Below are 18,965 nucleotides of genomic sequence, written 5' to 3' on the forward strand. Positions count from 1 at the left end.
AATGAAAATAATTAAACTGTGCGCGTTTTTACTCCTCAGCATTGTTTTCGCTGGCTGCAAATCACCGCAGCCGACGTTAAAGGACAATAGCGTGGTTGATACAGCAAATTATTTACTGGGCTCCGGTGATACCGTCAACATTAACGTTGCCGGGCAACCTGACCTGACCATGAAAGTAGTACTTGATAATAGTGGGGCTATTAATTACCCCTATATTGGCAGGCTGGAATTAAAGGGCAAATCCGCAAGTCAGGTCGATGCAGAGATTACGCAACGTCTGCGCAAAGGGTTTGTGCTTAATCCCATGGTGACCGTGAATATTGCTGAATTCCGCAAATTCTATATCTCGGGTGAGATAGAGAATCCCAATGGTTATGCCTATGAACCTGGGCTGACCGTGGAAAAAGCTATCGCCTTAGGCGGGGGATATACCGACCGTGCAGACCGCAGTGACCTCAGTATTCGACAATCATCCACTGGCGAGTTACTCGAAAATGTTGATGTGACTCACTCCGTGCTCCCCGGTGATCTCGTAATTATAGGCATAGGGTTCTTCTGACCATGAAACTATCAATAGTGGAAAATGGCAAAAAGCGAGAAAGCGCTATCGATATCGCCAGATTTGCCAGTGAAATAAAAAAGAACCTCTGGAAAATCATTCTCTCCGGCATTATTGCCGGGGCGATTGCCTGGCCACTAATGAGTTTGATGCCGTCAAAATATGTCTCTACGGCCACGGTCCTGCTCAAAGCCCAGCCCGATAATGTTACCCCTTTCCAGAAGGTTGAGGGATATGACTCAACCCGTAATGGGTATTACGAAACTCAAAACGCGCTGATGCAGTCGCGCGTGGTGCTTGAACAGGCGGTGCGTACCCTGAAGCTGGATCAAAATCCCGCGTTCACCGGCAGCAACGACGACGGCGCAACGGGGAAAGAGAGCGAGCAGCAGCGGATCGACAATGCGCTGAAAACGTTGAGCAAGAACCTCACCATTAACAGCGTGCGTACCACCCATCTGGCCACCGTCTCGTATGAGTCCACCTCGCCGCAGCTGTCGGCTGATATTGCCAACGGGGTGGCTGAGTCGTTTATCAATTACAGCTTAGGGCTCAAGCAGCAGAAAACGCTGCAGGCCAGCGAAGATAACCAGCACAAGCTGCAGCAGCTCAAGCAGCAGATGATCCAGCAGAAAACCGCGCTGGATGACTATCTGGCGAAAGCGGGGTTACTGACCTTCCGCGGCGTTGACGGGTTTGAAACCGAACAGATGGGCATTGTCACCAACCGTCTGGCGAATGCCACCGAGCGTCGGGTGGCGGCTGAGTCTATCTATAACGAAGTGCGTTCCGGTGGCGGCAGAGCCATCTCGCTGCCGTCGATTTCAAATCATGCCCAGATCCAGGATTTACGCATTGCGTTGATCCAGGCTAACAGCGAGCTTTCTCAGCTGGAGAAATCCTACGGGCCACAGCATGACAAAGTGATCCAGGCGCGGGCCCGTATCAGTGCGATCCAGGCGCAAACGGCGATGACCCTCAGAGAGCAGGAGGCCGGGTTACGCCAGAGCTACGAGGCGGCGGTGGCGGATGAAAAGAATTACCAGAAGCAGCTGGATGAGCAGCGTCAGAACTTCCAGAAGCTGTCGATGAAGCGCGAAGGCTACAACGAGCTGAAGCTGGCGCTGGATAAAACGGAAGAGATGTACAAGGTGGTCTACCAGCGTACGCAGGAGCTGACGCTGCCGGGCACCTATACTGATGCCGACGCGGAGCTCTACGATCCTGCCGTGCCCGCCACGCGTCCTGCGAAGCCGAATAAACCCCTGCTGATGCTGATGATCGTGCTGCTGGTGATGCTCTTCTACGTCATGTACGTGATGGTGAAAGCGGCGACGGATCGGTCCGTGAATACCCTCAGCCAGATGCAGAAACGGCTAAACCTTATGCCGCTGGGGGAGATCCGCCGCTTCAGGGGCGTGGGAGGACGGGGTAAGATCCGCGATCTGATGTTCAGCGATCCGCTCAATGCCGACGTTATTCACAGCATGCGTACGCAGATCATGCTGAGCAGTCACCCGCTGCAGGTTATCGCCGTCACCTCGGCGGAAGCCGGAGAGGGACGGACGCTGCTGGCGAACCTGCTAGCGAACTCCTTTAGCTTTGACCAGAAAACGCTGCTGATCGATATGGACTTCTTCAACAACGACGGTCTGTCGGGCGAGCTGGGCTCACCAAAAGCGCCGGGCGTGGCGGAAGTGCTGCGCGGTGAAGGCGACACTGACAGTGTGCTGGTGAAGGTCAACGATAAGCTCGATTTCCTGCCGCGCGGCAATACCCCGGTCTCGGCGCTGCTGCTGCTGTCGCCAGAACGGTTAAAACCGCTGCTCGAGACGCTGCGCAGCCGTTATCAGCGCATCATCATTGATGTGGCTGCGGTGAATCAGAGCCAGGAAGTGCAGCTGGTGAGCCAGGTGACGGATGGTCTGATCTTCGTCCTGAAAGCGGGCCAGAACAGTGCCGATACCATCGCCCATGCCGTTGATAAAGCCGCCAGCGATCGCTGCGTGGTGATCGGTGGGGTGCTGAATCAGGTGGTGGATAAAAATCTGGAGAGCAAAGAGGGGCTGCGTTCGCTCAACTACCATACCCATGAATTGATGAACAACACAGGCCGGGCATGAGTCTGCTCAGGAGCGCCTCCACGATCGCAGGGTCATCAGTTATTTCACAGCTGATTGGTGCCCTGTCGATCTGGCTCATTTCGCATAAGTACGATCTTGGCGAAGTGGGGCTCTACGCGCTCAACTACAGTATTGCCCTGATTGGGGCCCAGGTCTGTACCTTTGCCTCACAGCTGTTGATCCCCAGGCAGCCGGATGAGGAACTGGCGCAGAACGTGGTGTTTTGTCTCCTGCAAAGCCTGACCATCGCCATCCCCTATGCCGTGCTGACGGGCTGGCTGTTTCATCAGAACATGCTCTTTCTGTACCTGCTCACGCTCTCGAATACCTGGGTGCTGGTGGCAGAAAACCTGTCGCTGCGGACGGCAAACTTTCGCTTTCTGGTGGTCCAGCGCATCTCCGTTTCGGTGGTGGTGGTGCTGTCCGTCCTGCTCACCCGCCAGGTGATGGCGTTTTACTGGATGTGGGCGATCCTGATGATGGCGCTGACCAGCGCCTGCATCATGCGGGCATTTGATCTTCGCAGCATCACCCTGCATCACCTGCGGCCCTCCAGTAACTTGGCATTCCTGAAAAAAAATATTCATCACGTTACCAAAGTGGGCAGTGCCGAAGTGCTGGCGATGGCGAGCAACAACCTGCCGATTATGCTGATCAACTTCTGGTTCTCGGCCCTGACGGCGGGCTACTTCTCGGTGGTCAGCCGCTTTTGCCTGGCTCCGGTGGTGATCATCGGCAATGCGGTGCGCAATACCATTTTCTCAAAATGGTCGATTGATTTCAGAAACAACATCTTCAACTACGAAGAGTACAGGAAGGTCCGGCTGCTGCTGTTGGTGCTGGGGGTGGTCTGCACGCTGGGCGTGTTTATCTTCTACCCGATTGTGATGAATCTGGGGTTCAGCGAGGAGTGGATCGCCTCCGTGCCGACCTCGCGCTATATGCTACCGTACCTGTTCCCGGCGCTGGCGGTCTGTCCGCTGACGGTGATAGAGCTGATTTTCGGCTCGCACCGCTACTTCCTGCGGATCCAGCTTGAGCAACTGGCGATCGTGGGGATCGCGTTCGTCGTTGTGCCGTATTTCTACAATGACTATGCGACATCCATCATCTTATTTTCGATTCTGACGTTTATCCGCTACGCCTTTATCTACCTGAAGGTGAATAAGCGCGCCGACATTCTGAGAAACGGGTCAGTGACATCATGAATCTTAATACCGGACATTATTTACAGAGCTTCGCACTGTTTACCCTGATCTTCTGCGGGCTGGTGCAGTATTTTACCGGTGAGCTGGCGGTACTGTGGCTGCCCTTTGTCATGACGCTGCTGATGGCCGGTTTTTTGGTATTGCAGACCCGCGAAGAGCCCATGCGACTGGATGCCCAGGAAGCCATCATCCTGACGCTGTATGGCGCTTTTATCGTACTGGCCGGTATTTCGACTCTCTTTCAGGGCGGGGCGCTGATTACCCTCGTCGGATTCAAGAACGAGATTGGGCTGTCGCTGGTGATGGTCTGCCTGCTGCTGGGCTTCTGCCGGGAATCGCAGATCTATCAGGTGACCCGGGCGCTGTACTGGGTGTTTTACATCCAGTTCCCGGTGGCCATTTACCAACTGATCTTTGTCCTGCCGGAGCGCGTGGCGCTGCGCGGCGAGGCGGAGAAATGGGACTCGGTGGTAGGGACCTTTGGCGGCGATCCTATGGGGGGCGGCAACACTGCCGCGATGGGGCTGTTCTGTCTGCTGATCATGCTGCTGAAAGTCTCGGAATATAAACATGGGCTGGCCAGCTTCAAATCCATGGCGCTGCATATCGTGCTGGGGTTTGTGATGTGCATCATTGGCGAAGTTAAATTCGTGATCCTGCTGTCGCCGCTGCTGCTGGGCTGGGTGTGGCTGACCCCCTCCTGGGTTAAAGAGGCGAGCAAGGTCAACCTGGGCGTGCTGCTCTCTATTCTGATCGGCATGGCGCTGCTGATCGGGCTGGCGGTCGTCGCTCTGGCCTATACCTATTCGACGGCCTACGGCGGCGATACGGCGGAGAACCCTTTTGTGGTCTTCCTCGACTCCATGGATTACATCTTCGATCCGGACTTTATTACCCCCGGCGGGGAAGTGGGCCGCTTCACCTCTCTGCTGTTCTGGGCACAGCATAACGATCTGTCAGGGCTGCCGGGAACGCTGTTCGGCTACGGCCTGAACGCCACCAACAGCGGCAGCGCCGTCTCTCCTGGCTTCCTGCATCAGTATTACAACCTGTATCTCGATAGTACCTCCCTGAGCATGTTGTTATGGGAAGTGGGCGTGGTGGGGACGGTGCTGTTTGTGGGCCTGTTTATCTACATCCTGAAGGCGGCCCGGCCCGAGCCAGTGCTGTCTGTGGAGCAGCTCGATAAGCCGGACGTTCAGCTTCTGAGCTTTGCGCCGGCGTTTAACGTCTTCGCCATCGCCTGTCTTCTCAGCCTGCCATACAGCCAGATACTGATGATTACGCCAATGTTGCAGTTCTTGTTTTATATGTCGTTAGGTTCCAGTTTGATTATTCGCCGGACCGTACGCCGTTATACGGGGCATTATTGATGTACAAACCGTTTATTACCGTCAGCATCAAAACCTTTAACGAAGCCGAATGTATTGAGAAAACCATCGACAGTATCCGCAGCCAGCTGGGTACGTATCCGCATAAAATTATTGTTGCCGACAGTCTTTCAACGGATAACACCCAGCAGTTGGCCAGTGATAAAGGGGTGATGGTGGTGTCGTTAACCGAACCGGCAGACCGCTGCTGCGGCGTCGGGCATCAGCTGGGCTACCTTCACAGCGAAGGGGAGTTCATCCTGCTGATGGATGGCGATATGGAGCTGGAGCCCGGTTTTATCGATCATGCGGTGGCGTTTTTGCAGAATAACCCGACGTACGCGGGCGTGGCCGGTACGGTGGAGATGGATGACGCCTCAAACTACGAATTTACCTCCCGCAAGCAGCGTATCAATAAAATCTACCCGCTGGGGGACAGCGACCATCTGGGCGGTGGCGGCCTGTATCGCCTGTCTGCGATTGCCGATATCGGCTACCTGACCAACCGCAGCCTGCACGCCTATGAAGAGGCGGAGTTAGGCATGCGCCTGCTGGCCGCGGGCTATAAACTGCATCGCCTGAACGTGCCCTATTTCCGTCATACCTCCTACACGATGCCGACCTTCAGGATGCTGCGCTATCGCTGGAAGAGCGGCTTCCATCAGGCGCCCGGCGAGCTGCTGCGCAGCGCGTGGGGGAAACCCTGGTTCCGTGATGCGTTGATGATGGTGAAAAACGAAGTGATCTTTGCAAGCTACATCTTCATCGTGCTGATTGCGTTCTTCTCTTTCGATGTCAGCCTGATTGATATCGCGCTGTTGCCGCTGCTGGCCTTTATCCTGCTAAAAACCCTTCGTAACCGCTCATTAAAAAATGGCCTGAACAGCGTGATCAACCTCGCCGTGCTCTCTGCCGGACTGGTGAAAGGTCTTTTCCACCCGCAGCGCGATCCCCGGGTTCCGCCGGATAATAAAGTTATTCATGAACAGGTAGAGTAGTAATGAAAGTCTTACTGGTGAATAAGTTCTTCTTTATCAAAGGAGGCGCTGAGACGGTCTATTTTCAGGAACGTCAGATGCTGAAAGAGGCCGGTGTGGAGGTGATCGATTTCTCCATGCAGCATGAGAAGAACTTTCCGTCTGAGTATGCCGACCACTTCGTCAGCAATGTCGATTACCACAAAGAGGGCGGCCTGCTGGCGGGGGCGAAAACCGCCATCAACTTTATTCACAACCGGGCGGCCTGTAAAAAAATGCGGGCGCTGCTGGAGCAGACGCGCCCGGAGATTGTCCATTTCCACAATATCTATCACCAGCTAACCCCGGCCCTGATCAAGGTCGCCCGGGATTTCGGCTGTAAGACCGTTCTGACCGCCCACGACTATAAGATTATGTGCCCGTCGTACTCGATGCTGCGCGACGGCAAAGTGTGTGACGCCTGCGTCACGGGCAGCGTCTTTAATGCGTTTCGCTATCGCTGCCAGGAGGGCTCGGCGTCGAAGAGCCTGCTGCTGTCGCTGGAGGCGACCTGGCAGTACATCGCGCAAAATTATCAGGCGCTGGACGTTATTGTCTCCCCGAGCGAGTTTCTGCGTAGCGAGCTGAAACGCTCTCTGCCGGATTCGCGCATCGATGTGATTGTGAACGGTATCGACGACAGCCACACGCCGGAGGCGGGGAAGGATGAGGGATACCTGCTGTACGTCGGGCGTTTGAGCCGGGAGAAAGGGGTCCCGACCCTGGCTCGGGCGCATCAGCTCATGCGCAATCACATGCCGTTAAAAATCGTCGGCCACGGGCCGCTGTATGACGAGATGGTGGTGGACTATCCCAACGCGAAGTTCCTCGGCTATGTGCAGCAGGGCCCGGCGCTGGATGCGCTGATTCAAAACGCCCGGGCCGTGGTGCTGCCGTCAGAGTGTTATGAAAACTGCTCCATGGCGGTGCTGGAGGCGATGTCGTTCGCCCGGGCCGTGGTGGGCGCCCGCATCGGCGGGATCCCGGAACAGGTACGTCACGGTGTGGAAGGATTGCTGTTTGAACCTGGCAACGCTCAGGATCTGGCCGATGCGCTGGACGTGATGGCGGAAAACCCGGTGCAGGCCCATGCGATGGGGCTGAAAGGCCGGGTACGGCTTTGCCAGAAATACTCACTGCGCAAGCACATGGAGACGTTGCAGTCGCTCTATCGCGAACTGCTCGACAGGCCATAATATGCCAAAAAAAATCACGGTGTTGGGTACCCGCGGGATCCCCGATGTATTAGGCGGCGTCGAAACCCATTGTCAGAATCTGTATCCGGCTATCCGCCAGCAATATGACGTGGAGATCTGCGTGATCGCCCGGTCACCCTATGTCCACTACCGGCGCTCGAGCTATAAAAATGTCGAGACGCTGGCGATCTGGGCGCCCAAAAAACGCAGTTTCGAAGCCATTGTGCATTCTGTTATTGCGGCGTTGAGGACATTCGTTGACCGATCCGATATTGTGCATGTTCACGCCATCGGACCCGGCCTCGTGGTGCCGTTGCTACGCCTGATGGGCAAACGTGTGGTCTTTACCCATCATGGGCCGGACTACGAGCGCCAGAAGTGGGGCAGGATGGCGAAAATAATCCTGATGCTCGGTGAGAAAGTGGCGGTGAAGTATGCCCACGAAGTGATTGTTATTTCTGAGGTGATCAACCAGCTGATCCAGCAGAAATACCATCGCTACAATGCGCATCTGGTTTATAACGGCGTTAACGTGCCGGAGCCGCTGGCTGACGAGACCATCGACAGGATCCTCGGGCGGTATGAGTTGCAGCCCGGGCGTTATATCGTGATGGTCGGGCGCTTCGTTGAAGAGAAGGGGATGCATGATGCCATCGCCGCGTACCAGCAGTCGGGCCTGACGCTGCCGCTGGTATTGGTCGGGGATGCGGATCATGATACGGAGTACAGCATCCACCTGAAACAGCTGGCGTTTCAGACGCCCGGCGTCGTGATGACTGGCTTTTTAAAAGGTGAGGCGCTGCAGGTCGTCTTCTCTCAGGCCTCGCTGTTTGTGATGCCCTCGTACCATGAGGGACTGCCCATTGCGCTGCTGGAGGCGATGTCGTTTTCGCTCCCGGTGGTGGTGAGCGATATTTTGCCGAACCTTGAGGTCGGCTTACCGGCTGAGACCAGTTTTAAGCTGGGTAATGTCGCTGATCTGGCAGATAAAATGTCCCGATGGGCGGACTCACCCCGGATTGATTACGGCGATTTTTTGCAGCGTTACAACTGGGATGAGATCGCCAGAAAGACCGTGTCCATTTACCATAGATTAGACAAAACAATAGGTTAAAATTGACCAGTAAGCCCCGAAACCCGATTGTTATCGACCGTTTTTATGAAGTGCTTGATAAAGACGTCAGCGCCCAGCTGACCCCGGAGCAAAAAGAGGAGATCGAGAGCGCGATTGTCTCGGTTACCCTGGCGTCGCGGCACCGGATCGATTTCCGTAAAAGTTTTCCTTTCTTCGGCAAACGCCTTTATATGGTGTTCCTGCTGGGACGGGATCTGCGCGCCCGCTCGCGTCCGGAGTCAAAGCTGTCGCGTATCGTGGTGACGTTTCTTATCCTGTTCGCCACCCTGTTCCTGCTGTGTTGCGTGCTGCTGACGCTGTACATGATCAAATCTGCGCTGGGCATAGACGTTTTCCAGAACTACCACGTCGGGATTTGGGACTGGTGGCTCAATCTGAAATACCAGTAATCAGGCGCTGTAACCTCCGGGATTGTTCTTCTGCCAGTTCCAGGCGTCGCGCATCATCTCCTCGAGATTGCGCGTGGCCTTCCATCCCAGCTGCAGGCGTGCCAGCGATGAATCCGACCAGCACTCTGCCACGTCGCCGGAACGTCTGCCGACAACCCGGTAGTTAATTTTGGTCTGCGCGGCTTTTTCAAAAGCCTTGATCAGATCCATCACCGAATAGCCCACCCCGGTACCGAGATTGATGGCCTTAAATGCCTCGCCCTCGTCTTTATGATCCAGCGCGGCCAGATGGCCGTGGGCGAGATCCATCACGTGAATATAGTCCCGCACGCCGGTGCCGTCCGGCGTCGGATAATCATCACCAAAGACCGTCAGGCACGGCAGCTTGCCGATGGCCACCTGAGAAATATAGGGCACCAGGTTATTTGGAATACCGTTCGGATCTTCCCCCAGACGCCCGGAGGGATGCGCGCCAACGGGATTGAAATAGCGCAGACAGGTGATCCTGAAGTGCGGCTCGGCGACGGAAAAATCAGCTAAAATCTGCTCCACCATCAGCTTGGAGGTACCGTACGGATTGGTGGTACCGCCGGTGCGCGACTGCTCGCTTAAAGGCACCGATTCGGGATTGCCATACACCGTGGCCGAGGAGCTGAAAATAAGACTGTGGACGCCCGCGCGCTGCATTTCATCCAGCAGCACTAAGGTCCCGACAACATTATTTTCATAATAGGCGAGGGGGTGGGCAATGGACTCTGAAACGGATTTAAGACCAGCGAAATGGATAACGTCGGTGATGGTGTGTTGCGAGAAAAGGGTTTTTAACGCGTGACGATCCAGAATATCAGCGATGCAGACCACCGGCTGTTTACCGGTTAATTCTGCGACCCGGCGTAATGACTCCTGCGAGGCATTAGAGAGGTTATCAAGGACGACAACATCCTCGCCTCTCTCCAGTAATGCCAGCACCGTATGAGACCCAATATAGCCTGCGCCACCCGTGACCAGAATTGCCATAATAAATCCCCCAAAAAGCCATCACCAGCCGACACAAAGACCCGCCGGAAGAGAGATGCGCTTTCGCAGTATTTTATTTTGCCGCTCTGGTTAGCGTAGTGCGGCTTCCCGATATTGTCACTTAGTTGAAAAGCCGCTTACGGTGATTAACCATAATTTTATACGCCAGCTTTTTAAGCGTAGAGAGCAGGCTGAAGGTCAGGTGCTTGGTATCGTAGACAATATAGTTGTCGGTGAAGTTTAAGGTGTGGATCCCATCGCTGTTGTTAATCGACGCACTTATTTTCCCCACCAGCTTCTCCTGGTATTTATGCGGGGTTAATTTGGTCAATTCCTTAATGAAGATGGATTTCCCGTATACCTCAGGATGGCTCTCCTGGGTAAAGATGTAGGTTTTGTTGTTGATGGAGTACGGCTTACCGGCCCCGCGAAAATGAACGTTGCAGACATCCAGGTTCGGGGAGATCAGGGTCCAGTCGCCCAGAATGCCCTCTGAGGTGTGAATCACCAGCTCGTTATCCATGGTGGTTGAGACCATGTAACTGACGCCATTCAACTCAAAGACCACGTTATCCGTGACGGCCATATCGGAGACCAGCACTTTGACCTTTTCCCAGCGCGCGGGGAAGTCGACGGACTGGAACAGAATCACTTCTTTGCGTTCTGACGACTCCGGGATCATGAACAGTTTCCCGTCGAGCTGGAACAGGAAGGGAAAAGAGAGATGGCATTTTAAGTCATCAAATCCTTCCAGCTTCAGATCATCGATCTCGTCGAGATTTTTATTGAGGATACGGCAGCGCAGCACCCCCTTCGAATTCAGAAAGGAAAACGCTTCATAAAAAACATACAGCAGATCGTTTTTATCAATAATAAAAGGATCGGCCTGGAAGGTATATTTTTTATCAAGCTGCTGTGCTTTGCTGGTACGGAGGATATCCAGCGTGTTTTCCGGGAAAACGTGCTGGCCATGGCTGTTAATGACCATGATGTCCCAGGACTCATGGAAGAACAGCTTTTTGATTATCCTGTTATTTTTATTAAACATTTTGCCGTGCTTCCCATCAAAAGGTATTAATAAATCCAGAGAGGAAAAGGATATTTCATTGTATAACAACCTTATGCCCAATGTTTCTGCAAAGAAATAATAGGAATGGGTGAGTCCGGGATATATCGTATGAAATAAAATAAACGTAAATTCTGCCACAGCTTATTAACTGGCCCCAGGGTAAAGGAACATTCAATGCGCGTAGACAATCTGTCATGCAAAAAAAGTCGGTTGTGGCTGCTTGTTGCTGGGGTGCTCACCCTCTCATCGGGCTGGGTGAAGGCGGAGAGTACGGAGCCGCTGCAAACGGTGAATCCTCCGGCCATCAGCGGACTGTTGACCAACCCGGGCAGTGGCGTGGCCCGTTTTCACGACCAGGACTTAAGCGTCGCGCAATATCCGGCGACAGGCCTCGAGTATCGTCGCTATTACTGGAGCGAAGTGGAACCAAAGGAGGGGCAGTACAATTTTGCGCTGGTGGATGAGGGACTTGCCGCTGCGGCAGCGCATCAGCCGGCGATGAACGTTGGCCTGCGGTTTATGATCCTTGATGGACCAGAGTCGGGCTCAGAGATCCCGCAGTGGCTGATCGATAAAGGTATCAAAGGCAGCTGGACGCCGGATCATAAGACCTTTGTCCCGGATCTGGACGATCCCACCTATCTGGCTTACGCCCAGCGTCTCCTTCAGGCGTTTGGTGCGCGTTATAACAACAATCCGGAGCTGGCTTTTATCGATATCGGGATGGTTGGCGCATGGGGGGAGTGGCACAACAGCAACTTCCCGACCCTGCAACCGTTGCAGGAACGCTATCCTCCAGCGCTGCTCAACCGTTATGTCGACATGCACTTCAGCGCCTTCCCTGATACCCCGAAAATTATGCTGCTCAACGGCTATGATTCTGTGGCTTATGCGGCAAAGAGAGGGGCGGGCTGGCGGGCGGACTGCCTGGGCGACTGGCGCAACTTTAGCCGCACCTGGAGCCACATGAGCAATGATTATCCGGAGCGCATTGCGGCGGCAGAGGCGGCCTGGCCGGGGTTTACCCAGGCGTGGAAAAAAGCCCCCGTCAGCCTGGAGATCTGCGGCCATATGGCGGAATGGCTGAGCGAGCAGAAGTATACCCGGGAAGAGGTGCAGGCCACCTTTGACTGGGCCCTGGCGCAGCATGTCAGCACCCTGAACCTAAAATCCACTGACGTGCCGCAGGTGTACCGCGATATCCTCGACAAGGCGCTGGCAAAAATCGGTTACCGCTTCCGGGTGGTGTCGCTGACCCATTCGGCAAGCGCCCGCCCGGGTCAGGCGGTTTCCCTCCATAGCCAGTGGGCCAACGACGGCGTGGCGCCGATTTATTTGCGCTATACCCTCGCCTGGCGTCTACAGGACAAGCACGGGAATACGGTCGCGCAGGGCAGCGCCGGGGATGATATCCGCCAGTGGCTACCGGGCAAGTTCAGCTCGACGTATCAGCTGGCCACCCCGCGTAATCTGCAGGCAGGGCGCTATCAGCTGGACGTGGGGTTGGTGGATAAAAACAACAAAGCGCGTATTCAGCTTGCCAACGAGGGGAAGCTGAGCGATGGCTGGTACAGGCTGTCGTCGGTGATGATTGAGTGAGGATGTTAAAACGCAGAAAAGCAAAAACCCGCCTTTTGGGCGGGTTCTTTAAATAGTGGTGCCGGACTCGGAATCGACTTTATCAGTTAACTTATTGAATTTTATTGTTTATTTTTTGTTTGATTGTTTTTGTGCCCTCATTTGTACCCTCAGTCCTTTTTGGTGCTGGATTGGGGGATTCAAACTCAGGAACGAGCGGGTAACATCGAAGGAAAATGCTTCGCGACAATGTCGTTCATTTTATCAAGCAGTTCTGGCCTTTTGAAGCTGATATGCGCTGTTCCCTTCTGAAAGTACTTAATAGTAAACATCTCATCCTCATAATGATTGCCGTGCCTATTTTCATGGATATGGTCTCCCAGTCGACGGGTAACATCGTCGCGGTTGTCGGGGACAGGTTTTCCATCGAGAAGCATCAGCATGCGCTCAAGGTCAGCCAGGCGATCACGCTGCCACCCCCAGTTCAAACCAAATCCCCACCGGTCATATTTGACCAGTCCCGTCACGATGATTTTCCCGCCAAACCTACAAGGGCTGTTTGTCTTAAAATTCCAGCTCAGACCTTTAAACACGTTAATCACGCCACGTTCAAAAACTTCACCTTTATTCAGATGTAATTGTTTAAAAGTGCTAAGGATATTTTCTTCGCTGATAGCAGGAATATCGTCTTTCTCCAGGCTGTTGTGCCACTCGTCGCGCGCCTGAGCGTCCATAAGTGAGAGCATTCCGGACCGTTGCATCAGCTCTCGCCAGATATCGCGATCGATGCTGCGGGTAATGGCTTTCATAGCCGTATCAGTGTCCTCCATCAGCCAGCAGTCATAACGGTATTGTCGCATTCCCCAGTCCTTTGCATCCCCACCACCGATGCTGCTGGTCAGCGTCGAGATGTCGGCAAGCTGGCGTATCAGTGTCTTAATCTGCTCCAGCGCAGCGTTACGTCCGGTGACGATACGTTCAATGCTGGTGGAGCAAATTATATCGGTATGGTCGGTTAAAACTTCGGGTCTGGTGATGGTGAGTTCTGACATAGTTTATATCCTTTGTATAAAGCAAAACGCCAGTCGGTGAGGGCTGGCGTTTATGCGTGTGGTAAATACAGGGCTGTGATTATTCTGAGCGGATGTGTTGCAGAGACTGAGCATGTCGGAAGGAGAGACTACCCGTCGAAGGTGCTAAAACCCGGCAACAGGTCACCCGCTGCATCCAGATGTAGCATATCGATCCCGTAACGTCGTATCAGTGTGGTCACTAACCGACGGCAGCCCTTTGAAAGCCCCAATCTCTTTAGTTCCAGCACTGGGTATAAGCGAGCATTAAGTCTGAGCAGGTAACCGTAGCCGGTGTACAGTATCCAGTCACTGTTGCCGCCTTCGTGGCGTTGAAGAGTGACCTGGTCGAGAATAGCGTTATCCTCACACGTGATATGAGCGGTACTGCACTGGATCCCATTCAGACGGGCGGTACGTGGTAGCTGATCTTCAACAACCAACTTCCCGGGGGCATCAGCAATACGAAGCGAGTAACCGTTATCATTGACCACATCAATCAGCGCAGCCAGCTCAATACCATCGAGATCGACGGCGATCCGGCCCCCATTAAGGGCCAGTACATTAACGGTATCGGCTTCCACCGTCAGGGACAGCTTCATTGCTGCCCCCTGGATGACTGCCCACTGATGGCGCAAGTCACCGCCTTATAGCCGGTACGTTGCATCAGGCCGGTGGCCTTTCTGGCCCGGAGTATGTCAATAGCGCTGATGAACGGAGACTGATGCTGAATGGAGAAACCGGGGCGATCAATTCGAACCAGTTCAGATTTTTCAACGAGAAAATTGAGTGCATCTGCCAGTGAAATCCCGGCGTCAATATGCTGCTGAATCACATTACTATCACCAAACTGTGTGTCGTTAAGCGAAAGGCCGTAATGCCTTTCCAGCAGATAAGTAAGAAGTTGCTGCCAGATTTCTACCGGCGACGGGTGTGACGATACCTTCCTCGTCGGGATGGTGGGTAAGGTTTGCATAAAGTTGATCTCTGTTAAATAAATAAGATGTTGATGGTCGGGGGGATAACGGTGAAGGGGGATGGTGAGTCACGGTGTTTTTCAGGTAATCCACTTACTGTCTGATGGCGTCAGGTGCGGCCTCCAGTGTGAACCAGTTAATGCCCTGTTCTGCGTCGTGATGGCTGGCTGCATGGCATAATGCCGCTCTGGCCTCTTCTGCCGTCACAGAGTCATCCACATTGCGTACATCGTCTTCGTATCAGAGTGAACACAATACGAAGTCGTCATTTTGATGTTGTTTCAGCAGTTCAATGACCTCGCTGATTTTACAGGCGTGTGGCATGGCTATTCTCCTCCGGGTTGTGCCACAGGTGGCGTCGCATAAATCGCAAGATAAACGTATCCGCAGGAGCCGAGGGTGTCTGCCTCGCAGGTCAGTCCTTTTGCGTAGAGCGTGACGCCGTGCTGATGTCGGGGAGTGAGTTCACCGCTGGTGAGCATTAACTCAAGTTGTTTCAACAGCAGTGGAAATGCCTGGTCCAGATGGCGCAGGTCTGATTCGCTGAAGGTACCGGTGATGCTGGCGCGATCAGCCAGGTAATGCAGCCGGTTGCCCTCCTGTACCAGTCGTGCGCCAAAACACGGGATAGCTGCAGGCTTAAGTCCCCACCAGGGGGCGGCAATATCGTGATTTGCTACATTTGTTGAGCTTTGCATTTAAGTAATCCTTAACTAGGTGTTAATTCAGGGTAACGCTGCGCAGGACAACATACGGGCCGTTGCGGTCCTGGCGGCGTTCAGCGAATACGGCGAGCACACCGCAGATATCCTGCACCTCCCGTCCGGCATAGTGGCAGATGCTACCGGACCACAGGTATTTCCCTGTACAGAAGCGGAACAGCCGCGACTGCGGATGCTGGCGGTATATCGCCATCACCTGGCGTTTGCTGATAATCTTCATCGTTGTTTTTCTCCTTACAGCCAGCCGCGTTCGGCAAAAGACACTATATCCATCCCGCCAACCACCAGGTGGTCCAGCAGGCGAATATCGACCAGCTCCAGGGCCTGTTTCAGGCGTCCGGTAATCAGCCGGTCGGCCTGACTGGGTTCAGCCTCTCCGGAAGGATGATTGTGCGCGAGTAGCGCGGCGGCAGCGTTGTGGTGAAGTCCGGCCTTCACGACCTCCCGTGGATGGACGGTAATGCTGTTGATGGTGCCGAGAAAAAGCGTATCGCAGGCGATGAGGCGGTGCTGGTTGTCCAGCCACAGCACCATCAGCGACTCCCTCTCCTGCGTGGCCAGATGCAGGCGCAGCCAGTCGCGCACGGCATTGCCGGACGTAAATGACGCACCGGGTTCACGGAGCTGCCCTTCCAGCAGGGTTAAGGCTTCCCTGACCGTCAGCTGGTCGGCAGAGGGTAATTCACGGGCAAACAGCGGTAACTGTTGTTCCATGGCGGCTGACCTCAGTCGATGATGTGCATGATCGCACTGCATTCCGCATGGCTGAGCGCGTAGTCCCGCAGGCGGTAATAGTGCTCCGTCATGGCGTCGCATTCGGTGCGCATGGCGTGGTGGCTGTAAGTCATCAGGCAGACCGCGATCCCGGCAGCCCCGGCGCTGAGCTCACCGCCGTTACCGTTCAGGGTGTTGAACAGCGACCAGAGTTTATCGCTCTCCGCTTCCGGGGCCATAAACGCGCCGCCGTTGCTGAGCGTGTAAAACTGCCAGATACCGCCGTGGTAGTCTGTGCAGAAGCGGTCCATCCACGCGAAGACTGTCGGTTCGAGGATTATCCACTGCGGGATGCTGCCGAAGTGCTGCGGCCAGAAGCTGATGCGCTGCTCGTCCTGTACGAGTGTGGCGGTCAGCGCTGGCGAAGAACTGGCAGGTTGTGGCGGTAACGGGAGGATATCGTTAAGGTTAATAATATCGGTCATGCTGGTTTTTCCTTGTTTATTTATCGGGTTGGGGATGTTGGTTCAGCCGGAGTGACGGGCAGGACTGCGCATAGCCGTCCTCATCACAGCGTGACGGCCAGTGGCCCTCCGGGAGGCTTAAGCTGCACAGGCTGAGTTCGCCGGGACGATAAAGAAGGTGTGAGCACCAGGCGCACAGGTCGTCATCGGAGATGGAGCGGCTGCAGGGATTGTTCTCCAGGGCGGTCGGATAAAGGGTTGCCTGGTGGGCGTTATCAGGTAGCGGTGGCATCAGCTCAGCGCCTGCTGAAGTTCTTCCGCCATCACCCAGAGGGCGCGATTGAGCTTAACGTCGCCGTCTATGCCTTTAACCGCCCGGGTATGGCTGCGTTTGCCTTTGGCGGTACGTCCTGGCAGACCCCCTTTCAGCAGGTTCTCCTGGCAACGATTGAACACTGACCACAGGTCGTCCTGACGGTCTTCATAGCGTCGGGGCGTCAGTATCTGGGATGCCGCCACTGGCTGGTGCTCTTCCCCGAAGCGATACGTCAGCGCGGCTCTGGCAAAAGCCTGCTGTGCCGGTGGGGGAAGTAGCAGTGACTGCATGGCGTCCCGCTTTTCTTCCACCCGGTCAAATATCCCCAGCACCTCATAAGCCCCTTCAATGACCTTCTCAACCACGTTGCCTTTATGTGGCACGCGCACCTCACCAAAGGTTTCGCCACAGACAAGTCCGTTCTGGCAGACAAAGCGAAACAACCCCGGCAACATCTGGTATGAGCTGGAGCCGTCATGGCTGTTGAGGAGGATGATTTCGGGGACCTGTTTACCGGTAATCTGGCCTTCACGACGCAGGCGCAGCATGTGCTTCGTGTGGTCACGTTTATTCAGGTCGCGCACGCGGGTCTGGCAGGCAAAAAACGGACGAAAGCCTTCGCGCTGCAGGTTATCGAGGAGGGTAATGGTCGGGATGTACGTGTATCTGTCTGAACGAGATTCATGTTTCTCTTCACTGAATACGCTGGGCACATAGTGCACCAGTTCATCGCGGGTTAACGGGCGGTCGCGGCGGATCTGGTTTGTCCGCCCGAAGCGGCTGGCAAGTCTCATGGTGAGTACCTCTGTAGTAAATGAAACGGTATAAACAAAAAAGCCATGTGCCCCGAAGGGAACATGGCCTGTTAGTCGTGTGACGGGTAATTGGCTGAGGGGCGTGCTGAGTCAGACCTGGTGGGGGATACCGTGGCTGAGCAGATAGCGGTTAAGCCATCCCCCGGCACTGGCTTCAAAATTCCACGCACGCCAGATCAAGTGCCTCTCGCTGTCGCGAATGACCAGCCGAAAGTGCGTGCCCTGGTCATCTTCAATAGCGACGTTCTGGTGCGACATCACGACGACCTCAGCCTGCCTGCGGGTAAATGTGTCTGCGGGCAGTAACGTGTGCATCGTCATCTCCTTATTAGCGTCATAAAACAAAATGCCCCGCTCAGTGAGCAGGGCATCAGTGTGTTAAGTGTGTGGTAATAATCTGCAGTATCTGCTCCATCAGCGCTGCGATTAAGGCACCAGTCAGCAGGGCTGCCGTCTGTCTGGCAATATAAATGCTGTCTTCGCCGTAATCTTCTTCGCGAAAGTGGTCTTCCACAAACTGCTGTGCCCTGTTGCTGGCGCACCACGTCAGCACCTGACATAAGGTGTTGAACACGATTTTCAGTAATGTCATTCGGTCATATCTCAGTGGGCGATCCGGATGAATCAGGGGCACATGGGAATGCCCCTGCCGGATAATAAGAGGAGAGCTGCGTTACTGCGGTGACGGAGACTCCGGCGGCACGGGGCCCTGACCATGAATAATCCGGTGTTTCGCCAGCGCCTGTGGCATGTCGTTGATGCAGTAGGTGATGTAGAAGACGTTGAACAGCACGGTGTAGAACGCATTCATTCTGAGGTCGAAACGGAAGGTGTTCAGCGCATAGTGTCGCAGTGCAGCCCTGGCCTTAAAGGCCCAGACGATGTACATCACGCCGCAGGCAAGCGACAGAATGCCGCTTAAGGCCAGAAGTGTATCGCTGCCCGTGTCGTAGCCGGCGAGGTCCGGTGAGGCCATCACGCCGAATTGTCGTCCGAGCCCAAAACAGACGGAGAGCCAGATGATAAACAGGTTGCCGCAAACCGGATACCCGGTGGTGTCGCTCATAATATCCTGCTTTTTATACAGCCAGAGCAGCGGCCAGATACCGCAGGTGGCGACGGTGAGCAGCACGAAGTTCAGGGTCGGCGTCGCCAGTCGCTGGCTGAGTGTCGAAATGTCGGTCATATCGTATTGTCCTTGATTGATTTTGCTGTAAACAGGGGATG

23 protein-coding genes are annotated in these 18,965 nt (G+C 54.7%); 9 read left to right on the top strand and 14 right to left on the bottom strand.

The window, feature by feature from the left end; all coding sequences use genetic code 11:
• Position 1: 1 nt before the first annotated feature.
• From G7090_RS01585 to G7090_RS01620, 8 genes are read left to right on the top strand one after another with little or no spacing between them, the layout of a single operon-like run.
• Complete coding sequence (locus G7090_RS01585; RefSeq protein WP_106993993.1) at positions 2-559, top strand: polysaccharide biosynthesis/export family protein; 558 nt, start codon at positions 2-4, stop codon at positions 557-559.
• A 2-nt stretch (positions 560-561) separates the two neighbouring features.
• The gene (locus G7090_RS01590) at positions 562-2,682 is read left to right on the top strand and encodes a tyrosine-protein kinase domain-containing protein (protein WP_166181347.1); all 2,121 of its coding nucleotides are present in this window, start codon (positions 562-564) and stop codon (positions 2,680-2,682) included.
• Complete coding sequence (locus G7090_RS01595) at positions 2,679-3,890, top strand: lipopolysaccharide biosynthesis protein (RefSeq protein WP_166181348.1); 1,212 nt, start codon at positions 2,679-2,681, stop codon at positions 3,888-3,890. Before G7090_RS01590 ends, G7090_RS01595 begins: the two co-directional genes overlap by 4 nt.
• Positions 3,887-5,263: a capsular biosynthesis protein gene (locus G7090_RS01600; RefSeq protein ID WP_166181349.1), complete on the top strand. Its 1,377-nt coding sequence runs from the start codon at positions 3,887-3,889 to the stop codon at positions 5,261-5,263. Before G7090_RS01595 ends, G7090_RS01600 begins: the two co-directional genes overlap by 4 nt.
• The gene (locus tag G7090_RS01605; protein ID WP_106993997.1) at positions 5,260-6,258 is read left to right on the top strand and encodes a glycosyltransferase family 2 protein; all 999 of its coding nucleotides are present in this window, start codon (positions 5,260-5,262) and stop codon (positions 6,256-6,258) included. Before G7090_RS01600 ends, G7090_RS01605 begins: the two co-directional genes overlap by 4 nt.
• Positions 6,259-6,260: 2 nt before the next feature.
• A complete protein-coding gene (locus tag G7090_RS01610) occupies positions 6,261-7,472 on the top strand; it encodes a glycosyltransferase family 4 protein (protein WP_166181350.1) in 1,212 nt (403 codons plus the stop codon).
• A 1-nt stretch (position 7,473) separates the two neighbouring features.
• The gene (locus G7090_RS01615; protein ID WP_166181351.1) at positions 7,474-8,586 is read left to right on the top strand and encodes a glycosyltransferase family 4 protein; all 1,113 of its coding nucleotides are present in this window, start codon (positions 7,474-7,476) and stop codon (positions 8,584-8,586) included.
• A 2-nt stretch (positions 8,587-8,588) separates the two neighbouring features.
• On the top strand, positions 8,589-8,996 hold the full coding sequence (locus G7090_RS01620) for a hypothetical protein (RefSeq protein WP_166181352.1): 408 nt from the start codon (positions 8,589-8,591) through the stop codon (positions 8,994-8,996).
• Here G7090_RS01620 and galE read toward each other — a convergent pair whose 3' ends face one another.
• Entirely contained in the window at positions 8,997-10,013 is a 1,017-nt protein-coding gene (galE, locus tag G7090_RS01625; protein ID WP_166181353.1) for a UDP-glucose 4-epimerase GalE, read from the bottom strand.
• Between the two features lie 121 nt (positions 10,014-10,134).
• Positions 10,135-11,061, bottom strand: coding sequence for a hypothetical protein (locus G7090_RS01630; RefSeq protein ID WP_166181354.1), 927 nt, complete (start codon positions 11,059-11,061; stop codon positions 10,135-10,137).
• 195 nt (positions 11,062-11,256) lie between these two features.
• On the opposite strand from G7090_RS01630, the gene G7090_RS01635 reads away from it, so the two are divergent.
• Positions 11,257-12,681 carry a DUF4832 domain-containing protein gene (locus tag G7090_RS01635; protein WP_166181355.1) on the top strand — a complete coding sequence of 475 codons (1,425 nt, stop codon included), beginning with the start codon at positions 11,257-11,259 and terminating at the stop codon, positions 12,679-12,681.
• A 185-nt stretch (positions 12,682-12,866) separates the two neighbouring features.
• Here G7090_RS01635 and G7090_RS01640 read toward each other — a convergent pair whose 3' ends face one another.
• From G7090_RS01640 to G7090_RS01695, 12 genes are all read right to left on the bottom strand, one after another.
• Positions 12,867-13,712: a DUF4942 domain-containing protein gene (locus tag G7090_RS01640; RefSeq protein WP_023336617.1), complete on the bottom strand. Its 846-nt coding sequence runs from the start codon at positions 13,710-13,712 to the stop codon at positions 12,867-12,869.
• Between the two features lie 128 nt (positions 13,713-13,840).
• Entirely contained in the window at positions 13,841-14,332 is a 492-nt protein-coding gene (locus G7090_RS01645) for a DUF5983 family protein (protein ID WP_023336618.1), read from the bottom strand.
• Entirely contained in the window at positions 14,329-14,706 is a 378-nt protein-coding gene (locus G7090_RS01650; protein WP_023336619.1) for a TA system toxin CbtA family protein, read from the bottom strand. The genes G7090_RS01645 and G7090_RS01650 overlap by 4 nt, the downstream gene beginning before the upstream one ends.
• 327 nt (positions 14,707-15,033) lie before the next feature.
• Positions 15,034-15,405, bottom strand: a complete 372-nt coding sequence (locus tag G7090_RS01655; protein WP_023336620.1) for a type IV toxin-antitoxin system YeeU family antitoxin — start codon at positions 15,403-15,405, stop codon at positions 15,034-15,036.
• A 22-nt stretch (positions 15,406-15,427) separates the two neighbouring features.
• Positions 15,428-15,649: a DUF987 domain-containing protein gene (locus G7090_RS01660; RefSeq protein WP_023336621.1), complete on the bottom strand. Its 222-nt coding sequence runs from the start codon at positions 15,647-15,649 to the stop codon at positions 15,428-15,430.
• Positions 15,650-15,663: 14 nt separating this feature from the next.
• Positions 15,664-16,143 (bottom strand): DNA repair protein RadC, encoded by a 480-nt coding sequence (gene radC, locus G7090_RS01665; RefSeq protein ID WP_023336622.1) that lies wholly within the window; start codon positions 16,141-16,143, stop codon positions 15,664-15,666.
• A gap of 11 nt (positions 16,144-16,154) precedes the next feature.
• Complete coding sequence (locus G7090_RS01670) at positions 16,155-16,628, bottom strand: antirestriction protein (protein WP_023336623.1); 474 nt, start codon at positions 16,626-16,628, stop codon at positions 16,155-16,157.
• 16 nt (positions 16,629-16,644) lie between these two features.
• Positions 16,645-16,899 carry a hypothetical protein gene (locus G7090_RS01675; protein ID WP_023336624.1) on the bottom strand — a complete coding sequence of 85 codons (255 nt, stop codon included), beginning with the start codon at positions 16,897-16,899 and terminating at the stop codon, positions 16,645-16,647.
• Entirely contained in the window at positions 16,899-17,717 is an 819-nt protein-coding gene (locus tag G7090_RS01680) for a DUF932 domain-containing protein (RefSeq protein ID WP_023336625.1), read from the bottom strand. The genes G7090_RS01675 and G7090_RS01680 overlap by 1 nt, the downstream gene beginning before the upstream one ends.
• A 111-nt stretch (positions 17,718-17,828) precedes the next feature.
• Positions 17,829-18,059 carry a DUF905 family protein gene (locus tag G7090_RS01685; protein WP_032645134.1) on the bottom strand — a complete coding sequence of 77 codons (231 nt, stop codon included), beginning with the start codon at positions 18,057-18,059 and terminating at the stop codon, positions 17,829-17,831.
• A 49-nt stretch (positions 18,060-18,108) separates the two neighbouring features.
• Entirely contained in the window at positions 18,109-18,330 is a 222-nt protein-coding gene (locus tag G7090_RS01690) for a hypothetical protein (RefSeq protein ID WP_023336627.1), read from the bottom strand.
• An 81-nt stretch (positions 18,331-18,411) separates the two neighbouring features.
• Entirely contained in the window at positions 18,412-18,924 is a 513-nt protein-coding gene (locus G7090_RS01695) for a DUF4234 domain-containing protein (protein ID WP_023336628.1), read from the bottom strand.
• Positions 18,925-18,965: the final 41 nt, after the last annotated feature.

Origin of the sequence: Leclercia sp. 29361, from assembly GCF_011290365.1 — a bacterium.
Classification (GTDB): domain Bacteria; phylum Pseudomonadota; class Gammaproteobacteria; order Enterobacterales; family Enterobacteriaceae; genus Enterobacter; species Enterobacter tamurae.